This is a genomic window from Olivibacter sitiensis DSM 17696 (assembly GCF_000427965.1).
GTDB classification, from domain to species: domain Bacteria; phylum Bacteroidota; class Bacteroidia; order Sphingobacteriales; family Sphingobacteriaceae; genus Olivibacter; species Olivibacter sitiensis.
Genome location: NZ_ATZA01000008.1, coordinates 23,497 through 47,526, shown reverse-complemented (window position 1 = coordinate 47,526; position 24,030 = coordinate 23,497). Strand labels below are relative to the sequence as shown.

The 24,030-nt window shown below is 46.8% G+C and carries 18 protein-coding genes and 1 tRNA gene; 6 read left to right on the top strand and 13 right to left on the bottom strand.

Features of this window, described 5'->3' with window-relative positions:
• Positions 1-2 precede the first annotated feature (2 nt).
• The 3 genes from A37S_RS27955 to A37S_RS0106130 are packed head-to-tail and all read right to left on the bottom strand — an operon-like array spanning position 3 to position 4,476.
• Positions 3-1,853 (bottom strand): SusC/RagA family TonB-linked outer membrane protein, encoded by a 1,851-nt coding sequence (locus A37S_RS27955; protein ID WP_245586328.1) that lies wholly within the window; start codon positions 1,851-1,853, stop codon positions 3-5.
• Positions 1,841-3,073: a TonB-dependent receptor plug domain-containing protein gene (locus A37S_RS27950; protein ID WP_245586327.1), complete on the bottom strand. Its 1,233-nt coding sequence runs from the start codon at positions 3,071-3,073 to the stop codon at positions 1,841-1,843. Before A37S_RS27950 ends, A37S_RS27955 begins: the two co-directional genes overlap by 13 nt.
• A gap of 56 nt (positions 3,074-3,129) precedes the next feature.
• Positions 3,130-4,476, bottom strand: coding sequence for a sugar porter family MFS transporter (locus A37S_RS0106130; RefSeq protein WP_084163774.1), 1,347 nt, complete (start codon positions 4,474-4,476; stop codon positions 3,130-3,132).
• A 297-nt stretch (positions 4,477-4,773) separates the two neighbouring features.
• On the opposite strand from A37S_RS0106130, the gene A37S_RS0106125 reads away from it, so the two are divergent.
• The 4 genes from A37S_RS0106125 to A37S_RS0106110 all read left to right on the top strand — a co-directional run bounded on the left by A37S_RS0106125 (position 4,774) and on the right by A37S_RS0106110 (position 8,845).
• The gene (locus A37S_RS0106125) at positions 4,774-7,542 is read left to right on the top strand and encodes a substrate-binding domain-containing protein (protein ID WP_084163773.1); all 2,769 of its coding nucleotides are present in this window, start codon (positions 4,774-4,776) and stop codon (positions 7,540-7,542) included.
• Between the two features lie 110 nt (positions 7,543-7,652).
• Positions 7,653-7,740, top strand: a tRNA-Ser gene (locus A37S_RS0106120).
• A gap of 373 nt (positions 7,741-8,113) precedes the next feature.
• Positions 8,114-8,488, top strand: coding sequence for a type II toxin-antitoxin system RelE/ParE family toxin (locus A37S_RS0106115; protein WP_245586326.1), 375 nt, complete (start codon positions 8,114-8,116; stop codon positions 8,486-8,488).
• A 42-nt stretch (positions 8,489-8,530) separates the two neighbouring features.
• On the top strand, positions 8,531-8,845 hold the full coding sequence (locus A37S_RS0106110) for a helix-turn-helix domain-containing protein (protein WP_028296224.1): 315 nt from the start codon (positions 8,531-8,533) through the stop codon (positions 8,843-8,845).
• Positions 8,846-9,042: 197 nt separating this feature from the next.
• Here A37S_RS0106110 and A37S_RS0106105 read toward each other — a convergent pair whose 3' ends face one another.
• The 4 genes from A37S_RS0106105 to A37S_RS0106090 all read right to left on the bottom strand — a co-directional run bounded on the left by A37S_RS0106105 (position 9,043) and on the right by A37S_RS0106090 (position 10,776).
• Complete coding sequence (locus A37S_RS0106105) at positions 9,043-9,444, bottom strand: VOC family protein (RefSeq protein WP_028296223.1); 402 nt, start codon at positions 9,442-9,444, stop codon at positions 9,043-9,045.
• Between the two features lie 78 nt (positions 9,445-9,522).
• Positions 9,523-9,891 carry an iron chaperone gene (locus A37S_RS0106100; protein ID WP_028296222.1) on the bottom strand — a complete coding sequence of 123 codons (369 nt, stop codon included), beginning with the start codon at positions 9,889-9,891 and terminating at the stop codon, positions 9,523-9,525.
• On the bottom strand, positions 9,884-10,258 hold the full coding sequence (locus A37S_RS0106095; RefSeq protein ID WP_028296221.1) for a DoxX family protein: 375 nt from the start codon (positions 10,256-10,258) through the stop codon (positions 9,884-9,886). The genes A37S_RS0106100 and A37S_RS0106095 overlap by 8 nt, the downstream gene beginning before the upstream one ends.
• Before the next feature lie 92 nt (positions 10,259-10,350).
• Positions 10,351-10,776: an SRPBCC family protein gene (locus tag A37S_RS0106090; RefSeq protein ID WP_028296220.1), complete on the bottom strand. Its 426-nt coding sequence runs from the start codon at positions 10,774-10,776 to the stop codon at positions 10,351-10,353.
• Positions 10,777-10,870: 94 nt separating this feature from the next.
• Here A37S_RS0106090 and A37S_RS0106085 point away from each other — a divergent pair, with 94 nt between their 5' ends.
• Both A37S_RS0106085 and A37S_RS0106080 read left to right on the top strand, forming a co-directional pair.
• Entirely contained in the window at positions 10,871-11,893 is a 1,023-nt protein-coding gene (locus A37S_RS0106085; protein WP_425414399.1) for a GlxA family transcriptional regulator, read from the top strand.
• A gap of 77 nt (positions 11,894-11,970) precedes the next feature.
• A complete protein-coding gene (locus tag A37S_RS0106080) occupies positions 11,971-13,065 on the top strand; it encodes an XAC2610-related protein (RefSeq protein ID WP_028296218.1) in 1,095 nt (364 codons plus the stop codon).
• Positions 13,066-13,092: 27 nt separating this feature from the next.
• Here A37S_RS0106080 and A37S_RS23750 read toward each other — a convergent pair whose 3' ends face one another.
• The 6 genes from A37S_RS23750 to A37S_RS0106050 form a co-directional block, all read right to left on the bottom strand.
• Positions 13,093-14,556: a glycoside hydrolase family 30 protein gene (locus A37S_RS23750; protein WP_051292770.1), complete on the bottom strand. Its 1,464-nt coding sequence runs from the start codon at positions 14,554-14,556 to the stop codon at positions 13,093-13,095.
• Positions 14,557-14,576: 20 nt separating this feature from the next.
• Positions 14,577-15,974, bottom strand: a complete 1,398-nt coding sequence (locus tag A37S_RS0106070; protein ID WP_028296217.1) for a glycoside hydrolase family 30 protein — start codon at positions 15,972-15,974, stop codon at positions 14,577-14,579.
• A 71-nt stretch (positions 15,975-16,045) separates the two neighbouring features.
• Complete coding sequence (locus tag A37S_RS0106065) at positions 16,046-17,776, bottom strand: SusE domain-containing protein (RefSeq protein WP_028296216.1); 1,731 nt, start codon at positions 17,774-17,776, stop codon at positions 16,046-16,048.
• 21 nt (positions 17,777-17,797) lie between these two features.
• Positions 17,798-19,243, bottom strand: a complete 1,446-nt coding sequence (locus A37S_RS0106060) for a glycoside hydrolase family 30 protein (protein ID WP_036601578.1) — start codon at positions 19,241-19,243, stop codon at positions 17,798-17,800.
• A 40-nt stretch (positions 19,244-19,283) separates the two neighbouring features.
• Positions 19,284-20,762: a RagB/SusD family nutrient uptake outer membrane protein gene (locus tag A37S_RS0106055; protein WP_028296214.1), complete on the bottom strand. Its 1,479-nt coding sequence runs from the start codon at positions 20,760-20,762 to the stop codon at positions 19,284-19,286.
• 11 nt (positions 20,763-20,773) lie between these two features.
• Complete coding sequence (locus A37S_RS0106050; protein ID WP_028296213.1) at positions 20,774-23,701, bottom strand: SusC/RagA family TonB-linked outer membrane protein; 2,928 nt, start codon at positions 23,699-23,701, stop codon at positions 20,774-20,776.
• Positions 23,702-24,030 lie beyond the last annotated feature (329 nt).

Genomic DNA, 24,030 nt, shown 5'->3' with positions numbered 1-24,030 from the left:
ACTTAAAACCGTACGTTAACACCTGCCGTGACGACCAGGGGGTTGGGGTATCCAAAACCGGGATTTTCCGGATCCAAGCCCGTATAAGACCCTGATTTGTATAAGATCCCCAGGTTGTCACCTCCCACGTAAATACGCAAGGACTGCATTTTCAGCTTGTTCAGCAGTTCCTTACTAAACGTATAGCCAATCTGCGCATTCCTTAATTTCAGATAAGTGCCATTCTCGATGTGGTAGGTAGAAAGCCGCGCTTCCCAGTTATCGTCCGTCAAGGATGCCGCAGGGATGTCCGAATTGGGATTGCTGGGTGACCAGGCGTCCAGGAGACGAGCTCCTTTATTGGAAGAAGATTCGATGGCACTCCAGAAGTCGGTATATATCTTAAATTCATTGTTTACGTCTACGGGACCTATTCCCTGCAGGAAGAACGACAGGTCGAAATTTTTATAGTTCACAGCCGCATTAAAGCCATAGGTAAATTTGGGTATGGGGACTCCTATCCAAGTTCGGTCGAAGTCGTTAATGACCCCGTCGCCGTTCAAATCGACAAAACGGATACGTCCCATCCCTTTGCCCGGCTGATTGGCATGTTCGTCTACTTCTTGCTGTGTCCTGAAAATGCCGTCGGCTACGTATCCAAAATACGAGTCCAAAGTACGTCCAAGGATATTTTGCCCCCTGCCGTCGCCCCCATATGCATTGACCACTTCATCCGGCAGGTGCGTCACCTTGTTCCTCACGATATCCAAATTGGCCGTAATGTCCAACTTCAGGTCTTCGTTGATATTGCCCCGATGGCCTAGAACGATTTCCAGACCTTTGTTTTCCATGGAAGCACCGTTCACCCATTTATTCCCTCCTTCTCCCAGCGTGCCAATATAAGGCGGTAGCAAAAGGATATCTGAGGTCTTCTTCAAGTAGGCGTCTACGCTACCATATAGCTTTTGGTTCAGGAAAGAGAAGTCAATACCTGCATTGCTCATGCTGGTGGCTTCCCACCGCAGATCGGGATTGGCATTTTGGGACAAGAACACACCGGAGGGCAAGACACCACTTTTATTGCCGTTGATGTCATAGGAAGTAAAATCATAGTTAGCCAAGTAAATATTATAGATGGCGTTGTTGTTTATTTCCTGATTGCCGGTCATCCCCCATCCAAATCGCAATTTCAAATCGTCGAATAGGGAGGTAGCATTTTTGATAAAGGCCTCTTCACTGATACGCCAACCGGCCGAAAATGCAGGGAAGGTACCAAAGCGGTTGTTCTCACCAAAACGGGAGGAACCGTCATAGCGCAAGGTGGCGGAAAGCAAGTACCTGTCCAAATAAGAATAGTTGGCCTTGGCAAAATAGGATAGTAGCACATGCTTGGCACCAAAGCCTTCGTTGTCCTTGAGTCCGGTGCCTGCATCGAGGTACATGTAATCTGGATCCTCCAGGATATAACCTTCCCGCGAGGCCATGAACTCACTGAAATCCTCCACGTAATATTCCGTACCCCCCAATACATCCAATCGATGCTTATCCATTACCAGGTTGTAGTTAAGTGTATTGGACCAAGTAGTCTTTACACTATTGCTTTGCCGATTGATGACGCGATTCACGTCGTTCACCAAATAACCGGACTGGTATTTTTTCTGCCAATTTCTGGATGTATTGCTTCCATAGTCGATACCTACATTGGAGCGGAAGGTGAGGTTTTGCAAAATCTTCACATCGGCAAAGAAGTTCCCGAATAGGCGCAAATAATGATAACCGTTCTGCTTATTGTCTTCGAGGACACGAACGGGATTTTGTCTGTCGTTCATGCCATCGACAGGACCGCCCCAGCCTATGCCGTCTACCGTGTGCACGGGATAATGGGCAGTGCCTGCGTAGACTCGTTGAGCGGCGTAGTGGCCACCTCCCTCGTCTTCGTTAAACTCATGTTCTCTCCGATGGTTAGCCTGCCGTCGAACAGTTTATAGTCTGAGTTGAATCGTGCAGAAATACGATTGAACCCTGTTGTCCTTACTACGCCTTTGTTGTCAAAATAGCCCAGTGAAAGCAGGTAATTGCCGTTTTCTGTACCATTGGACAATTGCACGTCGTAGTTTTGCACTACACCGATCTGCGATATCTCGTCAAACCAATCCGTATTGGCCGAACGCATGGTATGGGCTTCGTCCAAATATTCTGGCACATAGATGTTATTTAGGACCGGCAAGTTAGTATTGGGATCGACCTGCCAATCGTAGCGGTATGGAAGTCCGCTGGCATTGGGATCGCTGCCACTGTTGACGCTTGCCTGCCACAAAGCCCTGCCGTATCCTTCTGTATCCAGCATTTTCACCCTATTGACATAGGAAGACAAGGAAGAATAGACGTTGGCATTGAGTTGTGTGCTACCCTGCTTGCCATGCTTGGTGGTAATGACGATGACACCATTGGCGGCACGTGAGCCATAGATACTGGCCGCGGAAGCGTCTTTCAACACTTGCATGGACTCGATATCTGCTTGATTGATCTCATGCATGCCTGCTTTGGTAGGTACCCCATCGATGATATACAATGGATCGTTGTTATTAAGCGTGCCGACACCACGTATACGGACGGTAGCGGGCGAACTTGGAGCGCCATTGCCCGTGATATACATGCCCGGTACCTGTCCTTGCAAAGCCTTCATGGGGTTGGCCACGGCCTGTTTGCGCATTTCTTCCACATCAACAATGGCTACCGCACCGGTAAGGTCTTTTTTTCTCTCTGTTTGGTAGCCAGTTACCACGACCTCATCGAGGTTGTAATTGAGGTCTAACTGTACGTTTATTGGCTGGTCTGTGCCCTCAATGGTCCGCCTTACGGCGTCAGCACCTACTATCGAGAAAATTAGCGTTTGTCCGGGCTTGGCAGCAATGGAATAGGTCCCATCGCTATTGGAAACCACAATGGTGGTAGTCCCTTCCAGGGTAACCGTTACCCCATCTAACGGCTTTCCGCCCAAGTCTGTCACTTTGCCCGAAACTTGCGGCGTTTGGCCTCGTACGTTAAAAACAAGTGACATCGTAAATAATAGAAACAATAGTCTTTTCTTCATAGCTTCATATTGGTTTATCAGTTTATTTTATTGGTTTACTCTGTTTAATTGCGTTATTATCTTGTTTGCGTTATCATATTTTTCTCCATTCGCTCCAACGATTTATCCATAGTTTCGGGCATCCATTTCCAAACAAATACCAACTGCAGTACCATGCAAATAGCAAACAACAAAAAGGTATTGCCCCCTCCCAAAAAAGCCGTAACCGTAGGGAAAAAGAATGTCACGAGTGCCGCTAATACCCAAAGGCTAAGGCTGCCTAAGGCCTTCCCTTTCGCACGTATCTCTTCGGGAAATATTTCAGCTATAAAAACCCAAATTACCGCTCCTTGCGACAAGGCAAAGAAAGCCACATACATCATGAGATATAGGGTAATATTCATTCCATCGGTATCTTTGCTATAAAATGCGGAAGATACCATAAGCAAGGTAACTATAAGGCCCAATGAACCTATCAGCATGAGTTTGCGGCGGCCTATCCGGTCAATGAAATTGATGGCTATCAGGGTAAAGGCAAAATTGACCAACCCAATAGCTACCGTTGATAATAAGGAGCCCTGCGTGCCCAAACCTGCCATTTCAAATACCCGTGGCGCATAATAAATAATGGTATTGATACCCGATGCCTGATTGAATAAGACGAACAGCACGGCAAGTACCACGGGAAAACGGTATTTTCTATCCCAAAGAATTGCCCAATCTTTGGCTGTTCCAACCCTTTGTGTATTTTGCTGTTTTATCCGTTCCAATTCTTGCTCATGGTTTTCTGGATTCATTTTTCTCAAAACCTTTTCGGCACCTTCTTTATCTTGCTTATATAGCAGTAGCCACGTAGGGCTTTCGGGAACCAAAAAGATGAGAAAGAAGAAAACAAGCGAGGGAACGGCCTGCACGCCCAGCATCCAACGCCAGGACTGTACGCCCAACTGATCCAAATAATAATTGGAAAGATAAGCGATAAGGATCCCCAAGACTATATTGAATTGAAACAGGCCTACAAGTTTATCCCTAGAGCTGGCGGGAGAAATTTCAGCAATATAGATAGGTGCCGTCACCGAGCTTATCCCTACCCCTATACCACCTAGAAGTCTAAATAAAACGAATATTGTCCATTCTTGGGCTAGCGCTGTCCCCAAAGCAGAAAAGAGATAAAGCAATGCAACGAGGAACAAGGTATTGCGCCGGCCAAGTTTATCGGAAGGATAAGCGCCCATTACCGCGCCTACTATAGTACCGATTAATGCGATAGCCATAGTTAGCCCATGCTCGAAATCATTGAGCTTCCAATAGTTTTGAACGGACTGCTCTGCACCAGAGATGACCGCGGTATCAAATCCAAAAAGGAAACCGCCTAAGGCCACCACAAATGACCATGCTAATGCCAAATTTTTAGTCACAACTATCTTCTTTAGGTTTATAGATGCTAAAGTAGACAGATCGCGTACTTTTTATAGGGTCTATAGTTTCAAATTATTTAAAAAATGTACCTAAATATTACATAACCATAAATCACTGTAAAACAAAACTTTAATTTAACAATTAGTTTTTGATAATTTAATTTTGTATTATAAACCTTAAATATTGAACCATAAAGAGCAGTTTGATGAATAGTGTATTTTCAACACACTTCACCGAGCCTGACCGCTCAAAAAAAGAAAAATTTGTACCTTTCACCAATAAACTTTAAAGGCAGGCTATCTATGCATCGTTTTTTTTCTCTTATAGTACTTTGCGCCATATGTTGTATTTTCTTTCCTTCATGCTCCCAAAACAAGGGGGAAAAGAAGTACAGGATAGCATTTTCGCAATGTATCGGCAATGATGCCTGGCGGGAGACCATGTTGAAGGAGATGAAACGCGAACTGTCCTTTCATCCAGAAGTAGAATTTATATACATGGATGCCGGGGGAAGTAACGAGATGCAAATTGAACAAGTCAATGCCTTGCTAAAAGAGGGGATAGATCTCTTGATCATCTCTCCCAATGAAGCGCAGCCGCTAACGCCCATAGTCGATTCCGTATTTCAACAGGGCATACCCGTTATCGTCACCGATAGAAAGACCTCTTCTGGCCTGTATAATGCCTATGTGGGAGCGGACAATTACAACATAGGCTTCCTTGCCGGTCAGTACCTAGCACATAAAATGGGGGGAAAAGGCAGCGTTGCAGAAGTGACCGGCCTGCCGGGCTCATCGGCAACCATAGAGCGTCAAAAGGGATTTCGCGAAGCGCTGAAACCACATCTCCAGATGCAGGTAATCGCCTCGCTGAACGGACAGTGGCTCAAGGATACGGCAAGCAAAATGGTAGCGCTGAATATGCAGAAACTAGCCAATACAGATGCCATATTTGCCTTCAATGACCAAATGGCACTTGGAACGAGGCTAGCGCTGCAAGAAAAAGGAGTGGCCAAAAACCTCACGATCGTGGGGGTGGATGCGCTTCCTGGCGAGGGAAATGGTTTAGACAACATATCCAAAAAGCTCGTCAGTGCGTCTATGCTTTATGCTACTGGCGGGAAGGAAGCTGTGCAGACTGCTGTCGCCATATTGCAAAAAACGCCCTATCAGCGGGACAACATGCTTCATACCCTGGTGATAGACTCTAGCAACGTGGAGTTGATGAAGATGCAGGCGGACCGCATCGACAATCAGCAAAAAGATATTGATGAGCAGCAAAAACTCCTAGATGAGCAAGCCAAAGTCTACAGAAACCAACAAAGTGTACTCAATATCTTGGTGCTGAGCCTGGTCTTAGCCATCGTATTCGCAGGGGTCTCTTTTTACCTATTGAAAAGCAATTGGGACAAGAACAAGCATTTGGAACATCAGAATGCCGAAATTCGGAATCAGCAACAACAGCTTATTGAAATGAACGATCGGGTGAAAGAGGCATCGCAAGCAAAAATAAATTTCTTCACCAATATCTCGCACGAATTCAAAACACCTCTTACCTTGATCCTGGCTCCTATTGAGGAGCTACTAAGGACTAGCGAGCTCAACGTAAGTGCCAAGGATCAATTGCTATTGATAAAGCGCAATGCCTTGCGATTGCTCAACCTCGTGTCGGAATTGATAGACCTGCAAAGACTGGAGAACGAAAAGCTCAAGCTAAGGGCTTCTTCGCAGAATGTGTATAAATTTATGCACCAAATCGCCCAGTCGTTCAAGCCGCTCTCCATGCAAAAGAACATACCCATACAGATAGAGAACAGAAGTGCTATCACCCATCTTTGGTTCGATGCCGACCTAATGGAGAAAGTAATGTACAACCTGCTCTCCAATGCGTTTAAATTCACGCCCAAGAATGGTAAGATCACCATACGAATACAACAAAATACCTTTGGAGATTATCTTGTGATTCGCGTGATAGACAATGGAAAAGGCATTAACAAAGCCCATATAGAGCATATTTTTGATCCCTTCTATCAAGGAGAATATAGTACGGGTGGCTCTGGGATCGGGCTGGCACTCGTGAAAGATATCATTGAGCTGCATCATGGCAACGTTACGGTGAGCAGTAAGGAGAATGAAGGTACTTCTTTTGCTCTGCGCCTCCCCGTAGGTGATGCTCACCTAAGTGAACTGGAAAAATCTACACCAGAGAAAGACAAGCAGGAAAAAGGCATTTCGGAGGCCAACTTATTTCACACATCGTTGAACTCAGCTGACCAAGGCATTGACGACGGTGGCGTGCCTAGAGAACATGCACTGCTGATCATTGACGACAATGAGGAAATTTTACGGTTTCTACACGCTACCCTGGGAAGTTCCTATCAAATCTATTCGGCTACCAACGCCGAAGACGGGATGCGTCTTGCATTTAGTAAGGTGCCTGACCTCATCATCAGCGACGTGGTAATGCCCGGCAAAAGCGGCATCGAACTGGTAAAAAGTTTGAAAAACGATACCCGAACTTCGTCGACTCCCATCATCTTGCTCTCTGCTATGGACACCGAAGAGCAGATCAATGAGGGATTGATGTCTATGGCCGATACCTATCTGACCAAACCATTCAATGTGAATCACCTCAAGACCATCATTCACAACCTGATTGCTAACAGGCAAGGGCTGAAACAACGTTTTGTAAGTGAGATAGTGCCAAGCAACGATACCGACGGGGCAAGCATTAGCACTACCGATAGGCGTTTCCTCAACAACTTGTCGGCACTGGTGGAACAGCATTTGGGCGATTCAAAATTTGGCGTGGATGCCATCTGCAAACAGATAGGTATATCACGTGTACAGCTTTATCGTAAAGTAAAAGTCCTCTTGGACTGCAGCGTGAACGATTATATTGTGAACCGTAGGTTGAAGAAATCCAAGCACTTGCTGAAAATGGATATTCCGATCAACGAAGTTGCTCTCCAAACCGGCTTTTCTTCACCCACTTACTTCGCCACGCTCTTCAAAAACAAATATGGCATTAGCCCATCGGCTTTCAAAAAGCAGCAGGGCGACTATTCCTGAGACCGGCCGGATGGCAGGTATGGTATGGTATGCAGGAACAGGCAAGAAAAAATGTGTTTGCATATACATCCTATTTTTCCTATGTTTGCAGTCCTCAAAAAAGAACTCAAGGAGAGTTGTCCGAGTGGTTTAAGGAGCACGCCTGGAAAGTGTGTATACCTCAAAAGGGTATCGAGAGTTCGAATCTCTCACTCTCCGCCGATTGAAGAGCGACTGTAAAAAGTCGCTTTTTTTCGTTTTAAGACTTTTGTGAGCGTGCTCAGGCAAAAGAATTAAACGGAAAAAGAACGATGAGCGTAGCGAATCTTTGATTTTGATTGAAGCCAATTTAATATACCAACGCTAAAAAATTGCCCCTGTTTTTAACTATATTAAGAGATTCGCCCTCCCGCTACTAGCATTCAAGGTACATTTTGGCATATCTTACTAAGAAGTTTAGAACAATTTTACGTTGAATCAGCGAAATATCGTTCTTTTTCCTCTCGCTGATAGGTTGACTTATAGCATCTCTTCGGAAATTTGCATCCTGTTTCTAGCAAATCAAAAACACAAAACCAAAAGTTTCGTTATAATGAAACTTTCGCTATCTTTGTTTCAGGATGTGAAATCAATGAACAAACGTTTTGAAATTGTATTTTTGGATGAGGCTTTCGCGTTTTTAAGAGGACTGGAACGCAAACACTATGAGAAAATACTTTACAATATTCGTAAGGCCCAAACGGAACACGATCCCGAATTATTCAAAAAGCTAAATAATGACATATGGGAATTTAGAACTTTATATCAAGGGATTCAATATAGACTTTTGGCATTTTGGGACAAAACTTCCTCGTCTGATACATTAGTTGTTTCAACGCACGGTTTTATTAAGAAACAAAGTAAAGTACCAGATACACAAGTTATAAGGGCGATACAATTAAGGACGAAGTACTTCAACGAAAAATAAACATAAACTCCCTGGCAGGAGGATAAAGTCGGCAAGAATATTATGAAAACACATACGTTAGATGAAGTGCAGGACGAACTTATCGGAAAGATAGGGACTGTAGAAAGAGATTTATTTGAATACGAACTTCAAATGGACTTAATAGGTAAGGCAATTAGACAAACCCGACAAGAACGTAACTTGACTCAGGAAGAATTGGGAAAACTGATCGGTGTTCAGAAAGCTCAGATCTCCAGACTTGAAAACAATGCAAGTAATGTAACCATGGACACATTATTGAGAGTTTTTACTGCATTGCAAGCAAAAGTAAAACTTCAAGTCGAGTTACCTAATTTAAGTATTCATGTTGGACAGTAATATCAATTATCAACTTCTGATCTTGTAAACGCTCCGAATTATCTTCAAAATCTCCTTAAAGGGGTTCAATGGGTTCATTTCATCCCCCCATCAAGAACGAGATTCCACAATTAGCGAGTTTTTCCGTTTAAAGGGCAAGCTAAGGGGGCATATGCAAAGCCTATAGCTTCTTGCGGGATGATGATGCCAAACTATTGTTAAACACCCAATACCCACCTCACGTCAAACGCATCGGTTATTTCAACTAGTTTTTGGTCATCGTAATATCCTGCAAAAAGATCCTTTTTATTAGGTTTCAGTTGTTCAATCAGCGCCTGCCTGTCGTCCGTGTTTTCGCAAAGTAGAAAAATAGACATGTAATTCCCAAGTGTTCTTCCTTCGTTGTGTACCAAGTCCGAACCGTAGATCAAGACGCGATCGGAAACCAGCGCCCCACTAACGACCGGCATTTCTGTGTAACCTTGTAGTTCTTTTTCAAAAGTTTCAAATTGCAATGTACCACCAAAGCAGGTATGGTAATAGGTGAGCGCTTTCCTGCAATTACCGGAAAATGTAATGAAAACCGCGCTCACCAATTTGCCATAATTGGAGACATTCATAACCGATTTAAGCTTGCCACTTTCCTCCTACTGCAAATTCCATTGTGTCAAAGTTTACGTGGTGATCAATTAATTATTTCATTTAGCCTTTTCCTCATTCTCCTTTTTCCGGAATGCGATGATTTTCCTGATAAGCGCCTCGGGCAGCGGTTTATCCATTGGAAACTGGATAATAGATTTGCTTGTTTTATATCCCTCCAGATCACCCTTGAAGTGTTCCCAAAATGCCGCACTATAGGGATGCGATAACGAGATATGTTTGGGAAATGCGCAGTAGTATAGCAGATAGCCATGGTATCTAAAACAAGGTATTTGATAACTGATGCTTTCCGCGGCATCCGGCACCACTTCGTGAATGATTTTTCGGATGGTCTGCATCCGCGCCAATGACTCATCGCTAAATGCCTGATGATACTCATCAATGGTTTGATAATTTGTCTTAGCCATTGGTCTGGATTTTACGGTTATAAATGTAAGAAACGGCCAGGATGCCCAACACCACCAGTGGCATGAGCATAAAGCCGATGTTTTTATCTACATAGGCATGACTGATGAATGCAAAGATCAAATTAAAGGTAAGCCCCGCATATGCCCATTCGGTTAACTTAGCCGGTATTTTTGGAAAGGAGATCGCTATTACGCCGAGTACTTTACAGATGATAAGCGTATAGGCAAAATAATCGGGATAGCCCAAAGGCTTTGTACCGACGGTCGCCTGCTGCGGTGCAAACAGCAGGGTGCTAAGTGGCATGACACCTTCCCAAAGGATGATGATGGTCGTTGCCACCCAGAAGATTGTTCTTTTCTTTTTCATTCGAAAATAATTTGTTTTTTAACGGCCTCATGGAACCTGCAATTCATCGCCTTGGTCCAGGCGCTGACATGGCAGGTTTCATTTTAGTAATATTATAAATTAGTTGATTCAACATATTTTGCAAAGTTGTCCAAGATAGCTTGCCATCCTTGTTTCTGAAATTCAGGATCATTTTCCGTTTCAGCATCAAAGGTGGTTTTTATGTCGGTTTTACCATTTTGCGCCGTAAACAAGGTAGTAGCTTTTCTCCCGTCAGGCATGATATAAGTAATTTCCTTATGCAGCTCTACCTTATCATAAATGCCTTCGAAGTCAAAGCAAAAACTGCCATCTTTCGCCTCCATCCGATTCTTAAACTTACCGCCTACGCGCAGGTCATTTTCACTGCTTGGGGTATGCCAACTGGGATCAGCGGTATTCCACTGCATAATGTCGCTTGGTGTATTCCAAGTCTTCCAAACTTTTGCTACGGGAGCATTTGCTGTTGCTTCTACCATAATTCTTGTTACTGGTGCCATTGTTTTTATTTTTTGTGCATTAAATTTACAATTCAAAATTACGATAGGATACAAGATCGTAGCTGTTGTGAAAACGACAAATTAGGGGTGAATTATGACAAAACTATTTTTTACCTTGCGGCCTAATACTTTCGTTGCTATGCAGATTTCTGTCTTTGTACCAGAGTATGGGGTAATTGAAGCCGTTACACCACCATTCAGAACCTTTCATACCGCCAATGAGTTTTTAACCACATTTGGCAAAAAGCCCATCTTTGAAGTGGAGTACGTGGGCCTGCAAGAATATGTACCTGCCAACAATGGCGAATACATGATAAAAACCAATAGGTTGCTTAAAGAGGTGACCGAAACGGACTTGTTGATCATACCTCCCACGTTTGGCGATATTGCCAAAGGGATTGAGGCCAATGCAGAAGCGATACCGTATTTTAAAAAATTGCACGAGAAAGGTTCAAGTCTCGCCAGTTTGTGTGTCGGCGCCTTTCTTTTGGCCGAAACGGGTTTACTCCATGGTAAGAAATGCTCGACACATTGGGCCCATGTTAGCGAATTTAAAGAAAGATACCCCGATGTGCAGGTAGAAGATGGGGCGATCATCACAGAACACGATAATATTTACAGCAGCGGTGGGGCAAGCAGTTTATGGAATTTAATATTGTACCTGGTTGAAAAGTTTGCGGATAGAGAAACAGCAATCATGATTTCAAAATATTTTGCATTAGATATTGGAAGGGATAGTCAATCTCAATTCGCGATATTCAAAGGTCAACGGAATCACGGTGATGATGACATTCAAAAAGTACAGGATTACATCGAAAAGCACTATCATAATAAAATATCCATAGCAACTTTAGCAAATCTAATTAATACAGGCCGTCGGACTTTTGAACGGAAATTTAAAGAAGCCACCAACAATACCCCTATAGACTATATACAAAGAGTAAGAGTAGAAGCCGCCAAAAAGTTCTTTGAAGCATCGAGGAAGAATGTAACTGAAATCATGTTGGATGTGGGTTATACGGATACAAAAGCCTTTAGGGATCTATTTAAAAAGATTACGGGGCTTACGCCCATTGAGTACAGGAACAAGTTTGCAAGGGTGGCATATGAGATATAGGTAAAAATCCCTGAAAGCAGGGAATTTATGCTAGGTAAAGATTTGTAGATTCGTAAAATCAATTAATGATTTTACGAATGAAATTTTTTGTGTTTTATATTATCGCTCTGTGTACTTCTGGCAATCTGTATGCACAATTGGAATTTCCGATTAAAATTCATGATTTTTCGGATAAATACTATGCACTCATTGATCTAAACAAGGAACAAATCCCTAGCAGTACCCCTTCGGTTTATGAAGAAGAGGGAAGCGTTCCAGATTACCTGATCAGGATATACGACAAAAGCACGAATAATATCGTGCTAGAAGCAGGCACTTTCGATTTTCCCGATTACCTGATCAATGATAAAAATGAAGCCATTCCCAATATTCACGAATTGCCCTATGGCAGTCAAAGTGTGCTGATCTATGCAGATTTCAACTTTGACGAGGAGGAAGACTTTGCTTTGATGAACGGCTATGCTAGTTGCTATGGTGGGCCATCTTTCGACATTTACCTAGCGGACGGAAATGGCAAATTCCATTTCAGTGAAAGCTTTTCGGTGCTTTCAAATGAATATTGCGGACTGTTTCAAGTGGATTATACGACCAAAACTATCCATACCATGACCAAAAGCGGCTGTTGTTGGCATCAATTTTCGGAATTTAAAGTCGTCAATAACGAACCGAGGGTGATAAAGGTCGTTGAAGAAGGGGCTTCCAATCGCGAACCGTATTTTGTGGAAGTGACAAATACAGAATGGGAGAATGACAAAGCTACCGTAAGCGAACAGCTTTTTCTTCCCTATAATGATGCCATGGAAGTGCTTTTTTCATTCGATCTGGAAAAAAGTAAAAAGAAAGTGCTCTTATTTGCCGAATCTGAAGTGATATACTATGCCCTCCAACGTCCTGACGAAAGTATTGAGTTCTATTATCCGCAGCCTTTTTATGACGAGGAAAAACAAGAGATGACCTATGGAAAAATCACCTATGACAGAGACCTAAACACCGTGACATTTACGAATCAAGATGCATCTTACTGTATCTACGAAACCGATGGAACCGTGGGGATTAAAGTGAGGTCAAAGGGTAAAACCTATGACCTCAAGGGGGTAAAGGAGTCCAAAAATGGATCGCTTGACGCTCTGGCCCAATCTTCGCTCAAAAACGTGCTGATTGATAATTTCTAACAGGGATCGAGTCCCTCTATCAAGCAGCTACAGCAACAATGTGCCGATGGAGTGCGCCGCCGCCTTCACGTCCGTTGCCGCCCCATCTATCCATAATTTGTAATCAATAGGATCATCCGTAGGGTTCATGACCACCACCACGATGCCTCCATCTGGATTGATAAACGCAGTGCTCAACAGGCGATCCTGACTGGGCGAACTCACGATGCGCTTGGCTCCCGATTTGATGTATTTAGAGAAATGACCGATGTAATAATAGGCGCTGGTATAGATGAGCTCCTTGCTACGTAGATCGGCATGGACGGGAGCAAAGCAAAAGTTGCCCACATGGTTTGGTCCGCCTTTTTCGTCCAATAGGATATTCCAATCGCACCAAGCAGCGGTACCGTTGTTGAAATCGTGTATCATGTTCTTGCCATAGTGCTCGCCCAATCGCCAGCTGTTTACTTCTGTCAGATCAAACTTCTCGATACACCCTTCCGTAAAGATCAATTGCTTATCGGGAAATGCCTCTTTCACGCGTTGCATGCTTTCAAAGTTGTTGCCCGCACCAGTCCACGTTTCATACCAGTGGTAACCGATGCCCCACACATACTTGGCCGCTTCCGGATCATGGAGTACGGTACTGGCCCTTTGATATAGCAAATCCCTGTTGTGATCCCAAGCTATCAGTTTCTTGTCCTGCATACCCGCCTTGTGCAAGGCTGGCCCGAGGTATTCCTTAATAAAATCCCTTTCTTCTTCTGCTGTGTAGAGGCACGATTCCCAAGTCTGCGTGGCCATGGGCTCATTTTGTACGGTAAGGCCCCAAACGGGAATCCCAAGTTGCTCATAAGCCTGTATAAACTTGATGTAGTAGGCTGCCCATGCCCCCCTATATTGTGGCAGCAGCTTTCCTCCCTGAAGCATGTTCTTATTGTCTTTCATCCAGGCGGGCGGAGACCAAGGGCTGACGAACAAGGGCAGGTCGTTTCCCGCCGCGTTCCTAGCCGCCTCTATGAGCGGAATTTTGAAAGCTTTGTCGTGCGCAATATCAAAACTGCTCAATGTGCTGTCGCCATCGGACACATAGGTGTAGCTGCCACTGGAAAAATCACAGCTGTTGATGTTTGTCCTAGCCAAGCTGTAGCCGATACCCCGCTCTTTGTCATAATAAGCCCGAAGAAATTCCTGCTTTTTCGCTTCGGGCAGTTCGGCAAATACCTCTGCCGAGGCGTCGGTAATGGCACCGCCTATGCCCACCATTTCCTGAAAGGTCTTTGCGGGATCTACGAACACCACGACATCGGTCTCCACCGGTTGAGCCAATGGTCGGAACTGCAGGGTATCTACGGTGGTCAGCCGCCAGTTACTATCCTTGGCAGTCACGATGAGCTCCACCTGTCTTTTGCTTATAGCTATTTTCGCCGCCTGTTTTTGCTCCGATTGCTTAACGGATGGCGTACAAGCAACCGCCAAAAAGGCAAATGAAAGAAATATTTTATTATCCATGGTCTTTCGATATCAATAGATTACCAAATATAAGTAGCGACTGCGCCAGCGTTAAGCTGGACAGCTGTCGCTTTGCCCGCATGGGCAATTTGAAATGCTTGATCCTCCTTGCCCGTATTGATGACAATCAACACTTTTTTGCCTTCGGGGGTCAAGAATGCCACATTGGGCAAAGCTTCCACCAGGTTGGAGGCAATGCGCCTGGAGCCATCCGGCACAAACTTGGATGCATGGCCGATGACATAATAGGCCACGTTGCGCTGTACCTCCCCATCCTGAATGGTGATGGCACCCAGGCAGGAAGTGCAGCCCCCTTGATCGGTATGCGGCCCGTATTGCGCATCGGCAGCCAGGTTCCATTCCAGCACATTGCGACTCCAGTTTCTGGTTGCTCCAATGATCAAGGTGGATATATGCCATTGCAAGTCTTGGGCAAAATTGCCCGGGCCGCCCACCCATTGCTCCGTGAAATAGATATGCTTTTCGGGAAACTGCTCATGCACGGTGGAAAGGGCCGATATCTGCCCCCCATAGAGATGAAAGGCAGATCCATCCACATACTTGGCCGCCTCCGGATCTTGCAGGATGTGCAGGGGGTAATCTGGCCGATCGGCATTATGATCGTACACGATGATCTTGGTACGGATTGCAGCCCGCTCAAACGTAGGGCCCAGAGCTGTCTTAATAAAGTCTGCCTGCTCTTGTGCCTCCATGTACATGCTTGGGTTGTTGCCGGGGTGCAGGGGCTCATTTTGTATGGTAATGGCATCCAGGGAAATCCCCTCATCGGCCATTGCCCGGATATATTTCACGAAATAATCCGCATAGGCCTGGTAATAGGCCTCTTTGAGGCTTCCGCCCTTGAACGATTGATTGGTCTTCATCCAGGTAGGGGCCGTCCAGGGGGAGCCGAGGATCTTGATGGCGGGGTTGATAGCCACGATCTTTTTCAGGACGGGTATCAAGGACTCCCTTTCCTTATCCATGGTAAAATGCCGCAGCTCGGGATCCGTTTCCCCGGCGGGCATTTCGTCATAGGTAAAGACGGAGGCACTCAGGTCGGAGGCACCTATACTGATGCGCAGGTAATTGACACGGATGGCATTTTCCCCGTCTGAAAACAGTTCGTGCAAAAGACTGTCCTGCATGTCTTCGGGCAGGGCATGGATCAGATCGGCACTGCCGCCGGTGAGCGTATAACCAAAGCCATCCATGGCCTGGAACGTGCTATCGCTATCTACGGTAATGGTCACGGCATGGGCCTCTCTCTCTTGACCGAATACGGCCACCTCGCCCATCGGTTCCAAAAGGGCGCTCCTATCGCCCTTGGTGTAGTAGGCTTGGATTTGCTGCTCCGAAGTCGCTTGACAGGCTACCAAGAATCCAATTATGGAAAATAAAGCCAAACCGCTTATCATGCGATGGCAAGCTCTTGAGGAGGCGATCAAACACCTTCCCAAAAACCTGGTTCTATATTTCTTATTATACATTATTGCTTTTCAAATTGATACGTTCCTCCGTTAAAGTCTGCGTTGACGACAATACGAACCACATAACTACCAGATTCGGCCGTTGCCTTGATATCCTGTCCGTCGGAGGTCAACTGCCCCTCCATGGCCGTAGGCGTAGGACTGCTCAATTCTACATCCCAGGGCGATATGAACTTGGAGTTGTACCCTGCGTTCAGATCGGCCGTCAGCGCAAACTGCAGGGGGTGAACATAGTTCATCCGCAACTCCCTACGGGCCTCCCAATCGTCCCAATGGAACAACTTGATATTGTAGAACCTCCACGCCAAACTAGCCTCACCAAAATCGACCGTTATGTTATATGCCTGGTCCTGGTTCACCTGGAACGGATTGTCGCTGACACCAAATTCCACGTTACCGCGTACGTTATCGGCACTCAAATCGTCGGCCAGGCCAAGCGTGCCGCTCAGTGTGTACCGTTGGCCGGAGCCATTTTCGCTGCCGCTGAAATAATACGGCTTTCCGGCCTGCAAGGGTATGAAATTGGGGCTGGTAAAACGATTGCCATCCTTTGTAAATTCCACGGCTGCTTCCCCATCGGCAATCAGGAACAGCCTGTCAGGTGTGGTAGTGGGCGTTTCCACGCTATTGTCCTGCTCTATCTGGTAGGTGTAACCTTCGGCAGATAGATCCAAGGTGACGATATGCCTGCCAAAGCTCGTAAGGGGAATGTCCTCCAACGCAAAGCCAAGCTCTTCGGCCGCATTTTCCATCAGCACCGTGTTGGCCGTAGACTCTACCCTTTTCATCCCCAGGTCCCAATCGCCGTTGGCCCTGAATATAAAACGGGCATCCTCGCCAGCAGGATCGAGCAGATTGACCGAGCTTCTCCATATACCGCCTCCCTGGTATTCCAAAGGTTCATCGCCTCCCCAACCATCGGCAATCACACTGCCCACGATGCTCCATTTGTCTATCTTGAGCAGCGAATAGGTATTGGCCTCCAGGTCTATACGGATGCGGTACGTGGCACTCTCACTGACGGTGATGGCCTCACCATTGTTCCTGATGGTGCCATTGCTTCCGCCAATGACCCTGCCTTGGGCGCTTCGCTGGGCATAGAAACGGAATCCTCCTCCTGTTTGCAGGGAGGTATAGATTTCGAAAATACCCGTACCGGACCCGTCCTGTTTCCGGATAGGCTTCATCCGGATGGCGTTGCTGACATCGGTATTGACCTCGGTCGCCGCCCCGGCTATGTAAAGGTTTTCCGGTATTTCCTCCCTTTCCAGTCGGGTGATGGTCAAGGGCAGGAAGCCAAACACCTGCCTACCCAAGGCCTCGGCCACCACGCCCCACTTGAGTGGCACCTCGTCATTTACTTCATAGCCTTGGGCCGCCAAGGCCTCATCAATGACCTTATTGGTAATGTTTGCATAGCGTGCCGCCCCGTTGTTGGCCGCACTGACGGATAGCCAGGGGTCGTTGACCGTCGTACTGTCGGGATGTACCAGCACTACCTTGTAGGTAATGTTGAAGCGTTGGCTAGTGGCGGCCTTCTCCCATTGGAACCGTACGTTAGCCAGGGGGTTCTCGTTGTCCAGTACGATGGATGTATCGGCCGCCGGTGACGACAGGACGGGCCCTGTAAACTCCCATTGCCCCAGCGCATCCAAATTATCTTTCTTACAGGCACCCAAACCTACCAGGAGGAATAAAAGGGCCAGCCATGATTTTAAATATCTTTTCATAACATCTGCGATTTAAATTGATTATGACTCCGCTCCATCCCACACGTAGGTGGCCACTGCGCCGGCCTCCAGCGTGGTCTCCACCTGCTCGTCACCATAGGCAATATTGAAGCTTTGCTCGGACCCGTTCATATTGATGACGATCAACACGATTTTTCCCTCCGGGGTCCTGAAAGCCACGTTCTGCAAATTGCTGACGATGTCCGACTGGATGCGCAGGGATCCATCGGGCACGAACTTGGATGCATGGCCAATGACATAATAGGCCACGTTCCGTTCCACAGCGGCACCCTGTATGGTCAGCGCGCCCAGGCAATTGGTACATCCCCCGTCGGTGGCGGGCCCGTAATTGGCGTCGGCAGCCAGATTCCATTCGAGCACGTTCTTGCTCCAGTTCCTAGTGGCCCCCATCAATATGGTGGAGATATGCCACCGCAGGTCCTCGGCAAAATTGCTGGGCCCGCCCACCCATTGCTCGGTGAAGTACACATTTTTGTCCGGAAAGGCCTGGTGCACCTGGCTGAGGGCCGACATATTGCCGGCATAGAGGTGAAAGGCCGAGCCATCTACGAACCTATTGGCATCGGCATCCTCCAGGATGCTGATGGGATAGTCCGGTCTATCGGCATTGTGGTCGTAGATGATGATCTTGGTAGCCAAACCGGCGGACTCAAAGGCAGGTCCCAGGGCATTTTTGATGAAATCTGCCTGTTCTGCCGCTTCCATCACCATGCTGGGATTGTTGCCCCCGTGCAAGGGCTCGTTCTGCGGCGTAATGGCATCGATGGTGATGCCCTCGCTTTGCATGGCCTGGATGTACTTTACCAAATAGCCGGCATAGACGGTGTAATATTCCGGGCGCAACTTACCCCCAACATAGTTGAAGGTGGTCTTCATCCAACGTGGTGCCGTCCAGGGCGATCCCAATATCTTGATATCGGGGTTGATGGCCAATATCCGCTTGAGCACGGGTATCAGGCTCTCCTGCTCTTTCTGTATGGAAAAATTGACCAGATCGGGGTCGGTCTGTCCGGAGGGCATCTCGTTATAGGTAAACGGCTCGGCACTGAGGTCGGAAGCACCTATACTGAGCCGTAGGTAATTGACGCGGATGGCCAAGGAGTCGTCGGAAAAAAGTTCCTGCAACAGGGCATCCCTCGTACTGGCGGGCAAGGCATTGATCAGGTCCGCACTGCCTCCGGTGAGCGTATAGCCAAAGCCATCCATTCGCTGGTACGAGGCCTGGTCATTAATCGTAATGGTCGGCAAACTGTTGGTAGCCGTACCAAAATTGAGCAGCGCATTTTGCTTTTCCAGCTGTGCGCTGCGGTCCCCCTTGGTGAGCCACATCAACACATCCCCGTCACCTTCCAAGCGTGGGGGTGGGGGCAGTAGGCTCATGCCCACATCCCTACAGGACGAGAGTCCCAGAGAGGTCAAAACTATGGCCATTATGGCAAAAATCATTTTTTTCATCATTCCTTCTATTGCGTTTGACAATCTATCTTTAGTATCCGGGGTTTTGAACAAGATTTGGATTACGGTTCAATTCGTTCTGCGGGAAAGGCAGCAACAGCTTATACTCCTGCATATTGTATTCCTTTCGCCTATTGGTACGCAGGTCTATCTCGTTGAGGCCGTTCATGACGGCAAGGGCACGCCCGTAACGCTTGAGGTCGTCCCAGCGCTGCGCCTCCTGGCAAAGCTCCAGCCGTCTTTCCTTTTCAATGGCCAGGCGCAGGGCAGCCTTATCGGTGGTCGTCACGGGATCCAAACTGACCCGCTGCCTGATTTCGTTCAGGGCCTCCAAGGCTTCGGCGGGCCTATCCAGCTCGTTCAGGGCCTCGGCTTTCAGGAGCACGATATCGCCCAGACGGAGGATATACTGCCTATTGGTACTCGCCCATCCGTTGGCACTTTTCCATTTATAGGCAAAGGGGACGCTGCCACCGGTATTGATGGACCAAAACTCGTCCGTCCATTCCACGTTCTCGAATAGGATACTGGCGTTTTTCCTGATCTCGTCCCCCTCGTCGTCAAAAGCCTTTACCAAGTCCTTGGATGGGGTCACAAACTTGCGCCAGGAATCGCCACTGATGGATGGCGGGAGCAACATCTGCGGCCCCCAGTTGGCGTAGTTTCCTCCAAGGTATTGTACCTCCATGATCGATTCGGCATTGTTGTAATGTGCCCCGTCAAACAAATCCGGAAAAGGAATGAGGCTATAGTTGGCCGGACTGGAAATGACGGCATTGGCGTGTTCCAAGACCTTATTGTAATCCCTGTTTGGCCGCTGGGCGCTCACTTTAGCCATCAGGGCATTGGCGGCACCTTTGGTAGCCCTGGCCTTGTTCACGTTGGCGGCATTGCCATAACTGTCGGGCAGGTTTTCCATGGCGACGGTCAAATCGGACACGATCTGCTCATAGACCTCTTCTTCGGTCGATTTGGGAATCTGTGTCTCGCCGGGATCCAAGCTACTTACCGGTTCTGTCACGATAGGCACTCCTCCAAAAGCCTTGACCAGCTGATAATAATGCAAGGCACGCAAGAAGGATGCTTCGCCAATAATCTGGTTCCTCCTATTATCAATGTCCAATTTTGGATCAGCTATTTCGGGCGTCTGCTGTATGACCACGTTTGCTTTCTTGATGGCGTCATACATCTCTCCCCAATTTTGGTAGATCCGGCTATTCACCGGTGTCAATTCCAGGTTATCGATGGCGTATATCTCGGCATCGTCTCCCCCTGCGTAATAGTTGTCGGACATGACATCGCTGAAGTTGATGTTGTCCCAGACATAATATTCCATGGCGGTAAAGGAATTGTAAACTCCCGTCAATGCTGCCTCGGCATCTCCGGCACTGACATAGGCATTGCTGCTTGTGGCAACGGAAATAGGATTTAAATCCAAGAATTTATTGCATGCCGTTCCTGTGAACAGGAGGGTAAGCGTACAGTATAGATATATATCTTTCTTTTTCATGGCTTAATTGGTTAAAATGACATGTTCAGTCCAAAAATCAAGTTACGAGCTTGCGGGTAGGTACCGTAATCGACTCCCAAGGCCGTATTACTACCTCCAAACGCATTGACTTCCGGATCGAAGCCAGTATATTTCGTGATCGTAAATAGGTTCTCGCCCGTTGCGTAAACCCGAAGATTTTTCACTTTAATTTTGCTGAGCAATGCTTGCGACAGGCTATAGCTCAAGGTAACCGCTCGCAAGCGCAGAAAGGATCCGTCTTCAATGAAACGAGTGGATGCCAATGAATTGTTGATGTTGGCAAAACGCGCACGTGGTATATCGGTAATATCCCCTACCTCTCTCCATCGATCTATTACGGCAATGGTCTGGTTCTTGGGGTCGAGCATCCCCTCGGTATCTACCCGGGTAGCATTGAAGATGTCATTGCCGTAAACGCCTTGAAGGAAAACGTTCAAACCAAATCCTTTGTAGGACAGATTATTGGTAATACCATAGGTGAAATCGGGGTTGGGGTTACCAATGAATTGCCTATCGGCAGCCACCGGCGTGAAGGTCGTTTGTCCATCGGCCGCTAAATAGTACATATCGCCACTATTGGGATCCACGCCACCAGCTACATAGCCGTAGAACATGCCAAGCGGCTTGCCCTCCCTGCTAAGGCTGATTTCTCCCCTACCATTAATGTTGCCACTGAAGAGCTCTCCGCCAATCACTTTAACGACCTTGTTTCTATTGAAGGAAATATTGGCGTCGGTGCTCCACTGCAGGGGGCCATTGGTGTTGATGGAGCTCACCTGAAATTCCAATCCCTTATTTTGAAGGCTGCCCACATTTTGCAGGCCGCTATCAAATCCCGTTGTTTTGGGTACCAAGACGTATTGCAACAGGTCGGTCGTGTTTTTATAATAGGCTTCGGCCGTCACGGTCAATCTGTTGTTGAAGAAACCCATATCGACCGCTACATTAGTCTGCTCGGTGGACTCCCACTTCAGCAGGTCGTTTTGTATGGTAGAGGGGTAAGAGCCCGGCAAGGCCTCGCCGCCTATGGGATAGTTGGCCCCTATGCCCACGCGGCCCAGATAGGCGTAAGACCCCACATTGTCATTCCCTACCAATCCCCATCCGGCGCGTAGCTTGAAATCCGAAAACAGGTCCCAGTTTTTCACGAAATCCTCTTCGGACAGACGCCATCCCGCGGATAGCGAAGGGAAATAGCCCCAGCGATTGGATGGGCCAAAATTGGACGAACCATCAACCCGGAAATTTACGGTCAGCAAGTACTTGTCCTGAAAGCTATAGTTCACCCTGCTGATGAAGGAGGCATTGGCTTTCTCTGATTTTGATGCCGTTGCAGTCTGCAAGACAGAACCCGCATTTGGAGTTGGAATAGATGAACTGGCAAAGCCCTGGGTCTCTACGGCATTGTTTTCCCAGCGGTTTTTCTGAATCACCGTGCCGGCCAAGGCGTCCAGCTTATGCTCGCCAATTTCTTTTTGGTATTTCACGGTATTGTCCCATATGTAGAACTGGTTCATATCCGTCGTGTTTCTGCTTATGCCTTTCCGTGCCCTTCCGTAACTGGTGCGGAACGGATCCTGAAAGAAATCGTACATGGCGCTATTGGCGTCAAGGCCAAAATTGGTCCTAAAGGTCAATCCTTCCAACAAGGTCACATCCGTATAGAAATTACCTATCAGCCGTTGATTCTTATAGCCCCTATCGGTTCCATCGGTAAAGGCAATTGGGTTTTCCCAATCTTGAAAGGGATTGGACGTAAAGGTTCCGTCTTCTTTATAAGTACCGATGACCGGAGGCGTACTCAACATGCCTAAGATCACCCCACCTTGGTTGACGGCTTGATTATCGCTGACATCTACATCTTTATATTGCGTATAGGCCACATTTGTCCCTACGCGCAACCAGCTCTTCAGCTCTTGCTCCAAATTGATGCGAAAGTTGAATCGTTCCATTTCCGAGCTTCTTACAGAACCTACCTGCTTCACATAGCCTCCTCCCAAAAAGTAACTGGTCTTTTCGGTTTTGCCCGAAACAGACAGCTGGTAGTTCTGCGAGGAACCGTTTTGAAAGACCTCCCTTTGCCAGTCCGTATTGGCGGTATACAAATCCCAATTCGTATTCTGCCCCAGCTCCGTCATCAGGTCGCGGTATTGCTCGGCATTGAGCACTTTGAGGGTACGCCAAGGCTGCGTGAAACCGTTGTAGACATTCAGGTCAAATACGGGCTCGCCCGATTTCCCTTTCTTGGTTGTGATGAGCACCACCCCATTGGCCCCTTGTGCGCCGTAAATGGCCGCCGATGAGGCATCCTTCAAGACAGACATGCTTTCAATATCCGATGGGTTTATCGATCGCGTATCGGAGGTGGGCACACCATCCACCACGTACAGCGGACTGGAACTCGCGGCTATGGAACTGGTACCGCGAATACGGATATCCAGACCGGCAGATGGCTTTCCCGAGGTAGACAGTACTTGCACACCGGCCATTTTGCCTTGTATGATACTGCCGAACTGCGTATTGGGCCTATTGTCAAATTCCTTTTGAGAGACGGTGGACACCGAGCCCGTTATATCTCCCTTGCGCTGGGTGCCGTAACCCACCACGACCACTTCATCCAGCACATTGTCCATTTGGACAAACTGTACATTGATTGTCTCCCTGTTATTTACCGGCTCCTCTATGGATCTATAGCCAATAAGGCTGTAAACCAAAATAGCGTCGGGCGATGCATCAATTGCATAGGCCCCATTAATATCGGTCGATGTACCAGAAGAAGTCCCTTTGACCAGTACGGAGACACCTGGCAAGGTATTTCCGTTTTCGTCCTTTACCACTCCTTTAATTGATCTGCTTTGGCCATAGGCCCAAAAAGCCATCAACCAACAGGAAATGAACAGTAAAAATTTCCGTTTCATAGATTATAAATTGGTTAATAAATTGAAATATATAATTGTTAGGTGTGATCGATACCGTGCAAGCAACCAACAGATCACGAGGCAAAGATAAACACAAAGAAAGGTGTAAAACAAGAGTTATTTAATCACAAATAACTGTAAATCAATATATTATATTAAATTTAATACGTAATAACAACCTAGGACACATTTAGCATAAAGCACTGATAATCATTTTTTTAGGAATCGGAAATAGATAGGTGTAAAATGTACACTTCGAGACGGAATAACAACATTGAAAGAAAAAGACAACGCACTAATTATCAATATAATAATTTTCGCTATTTCTT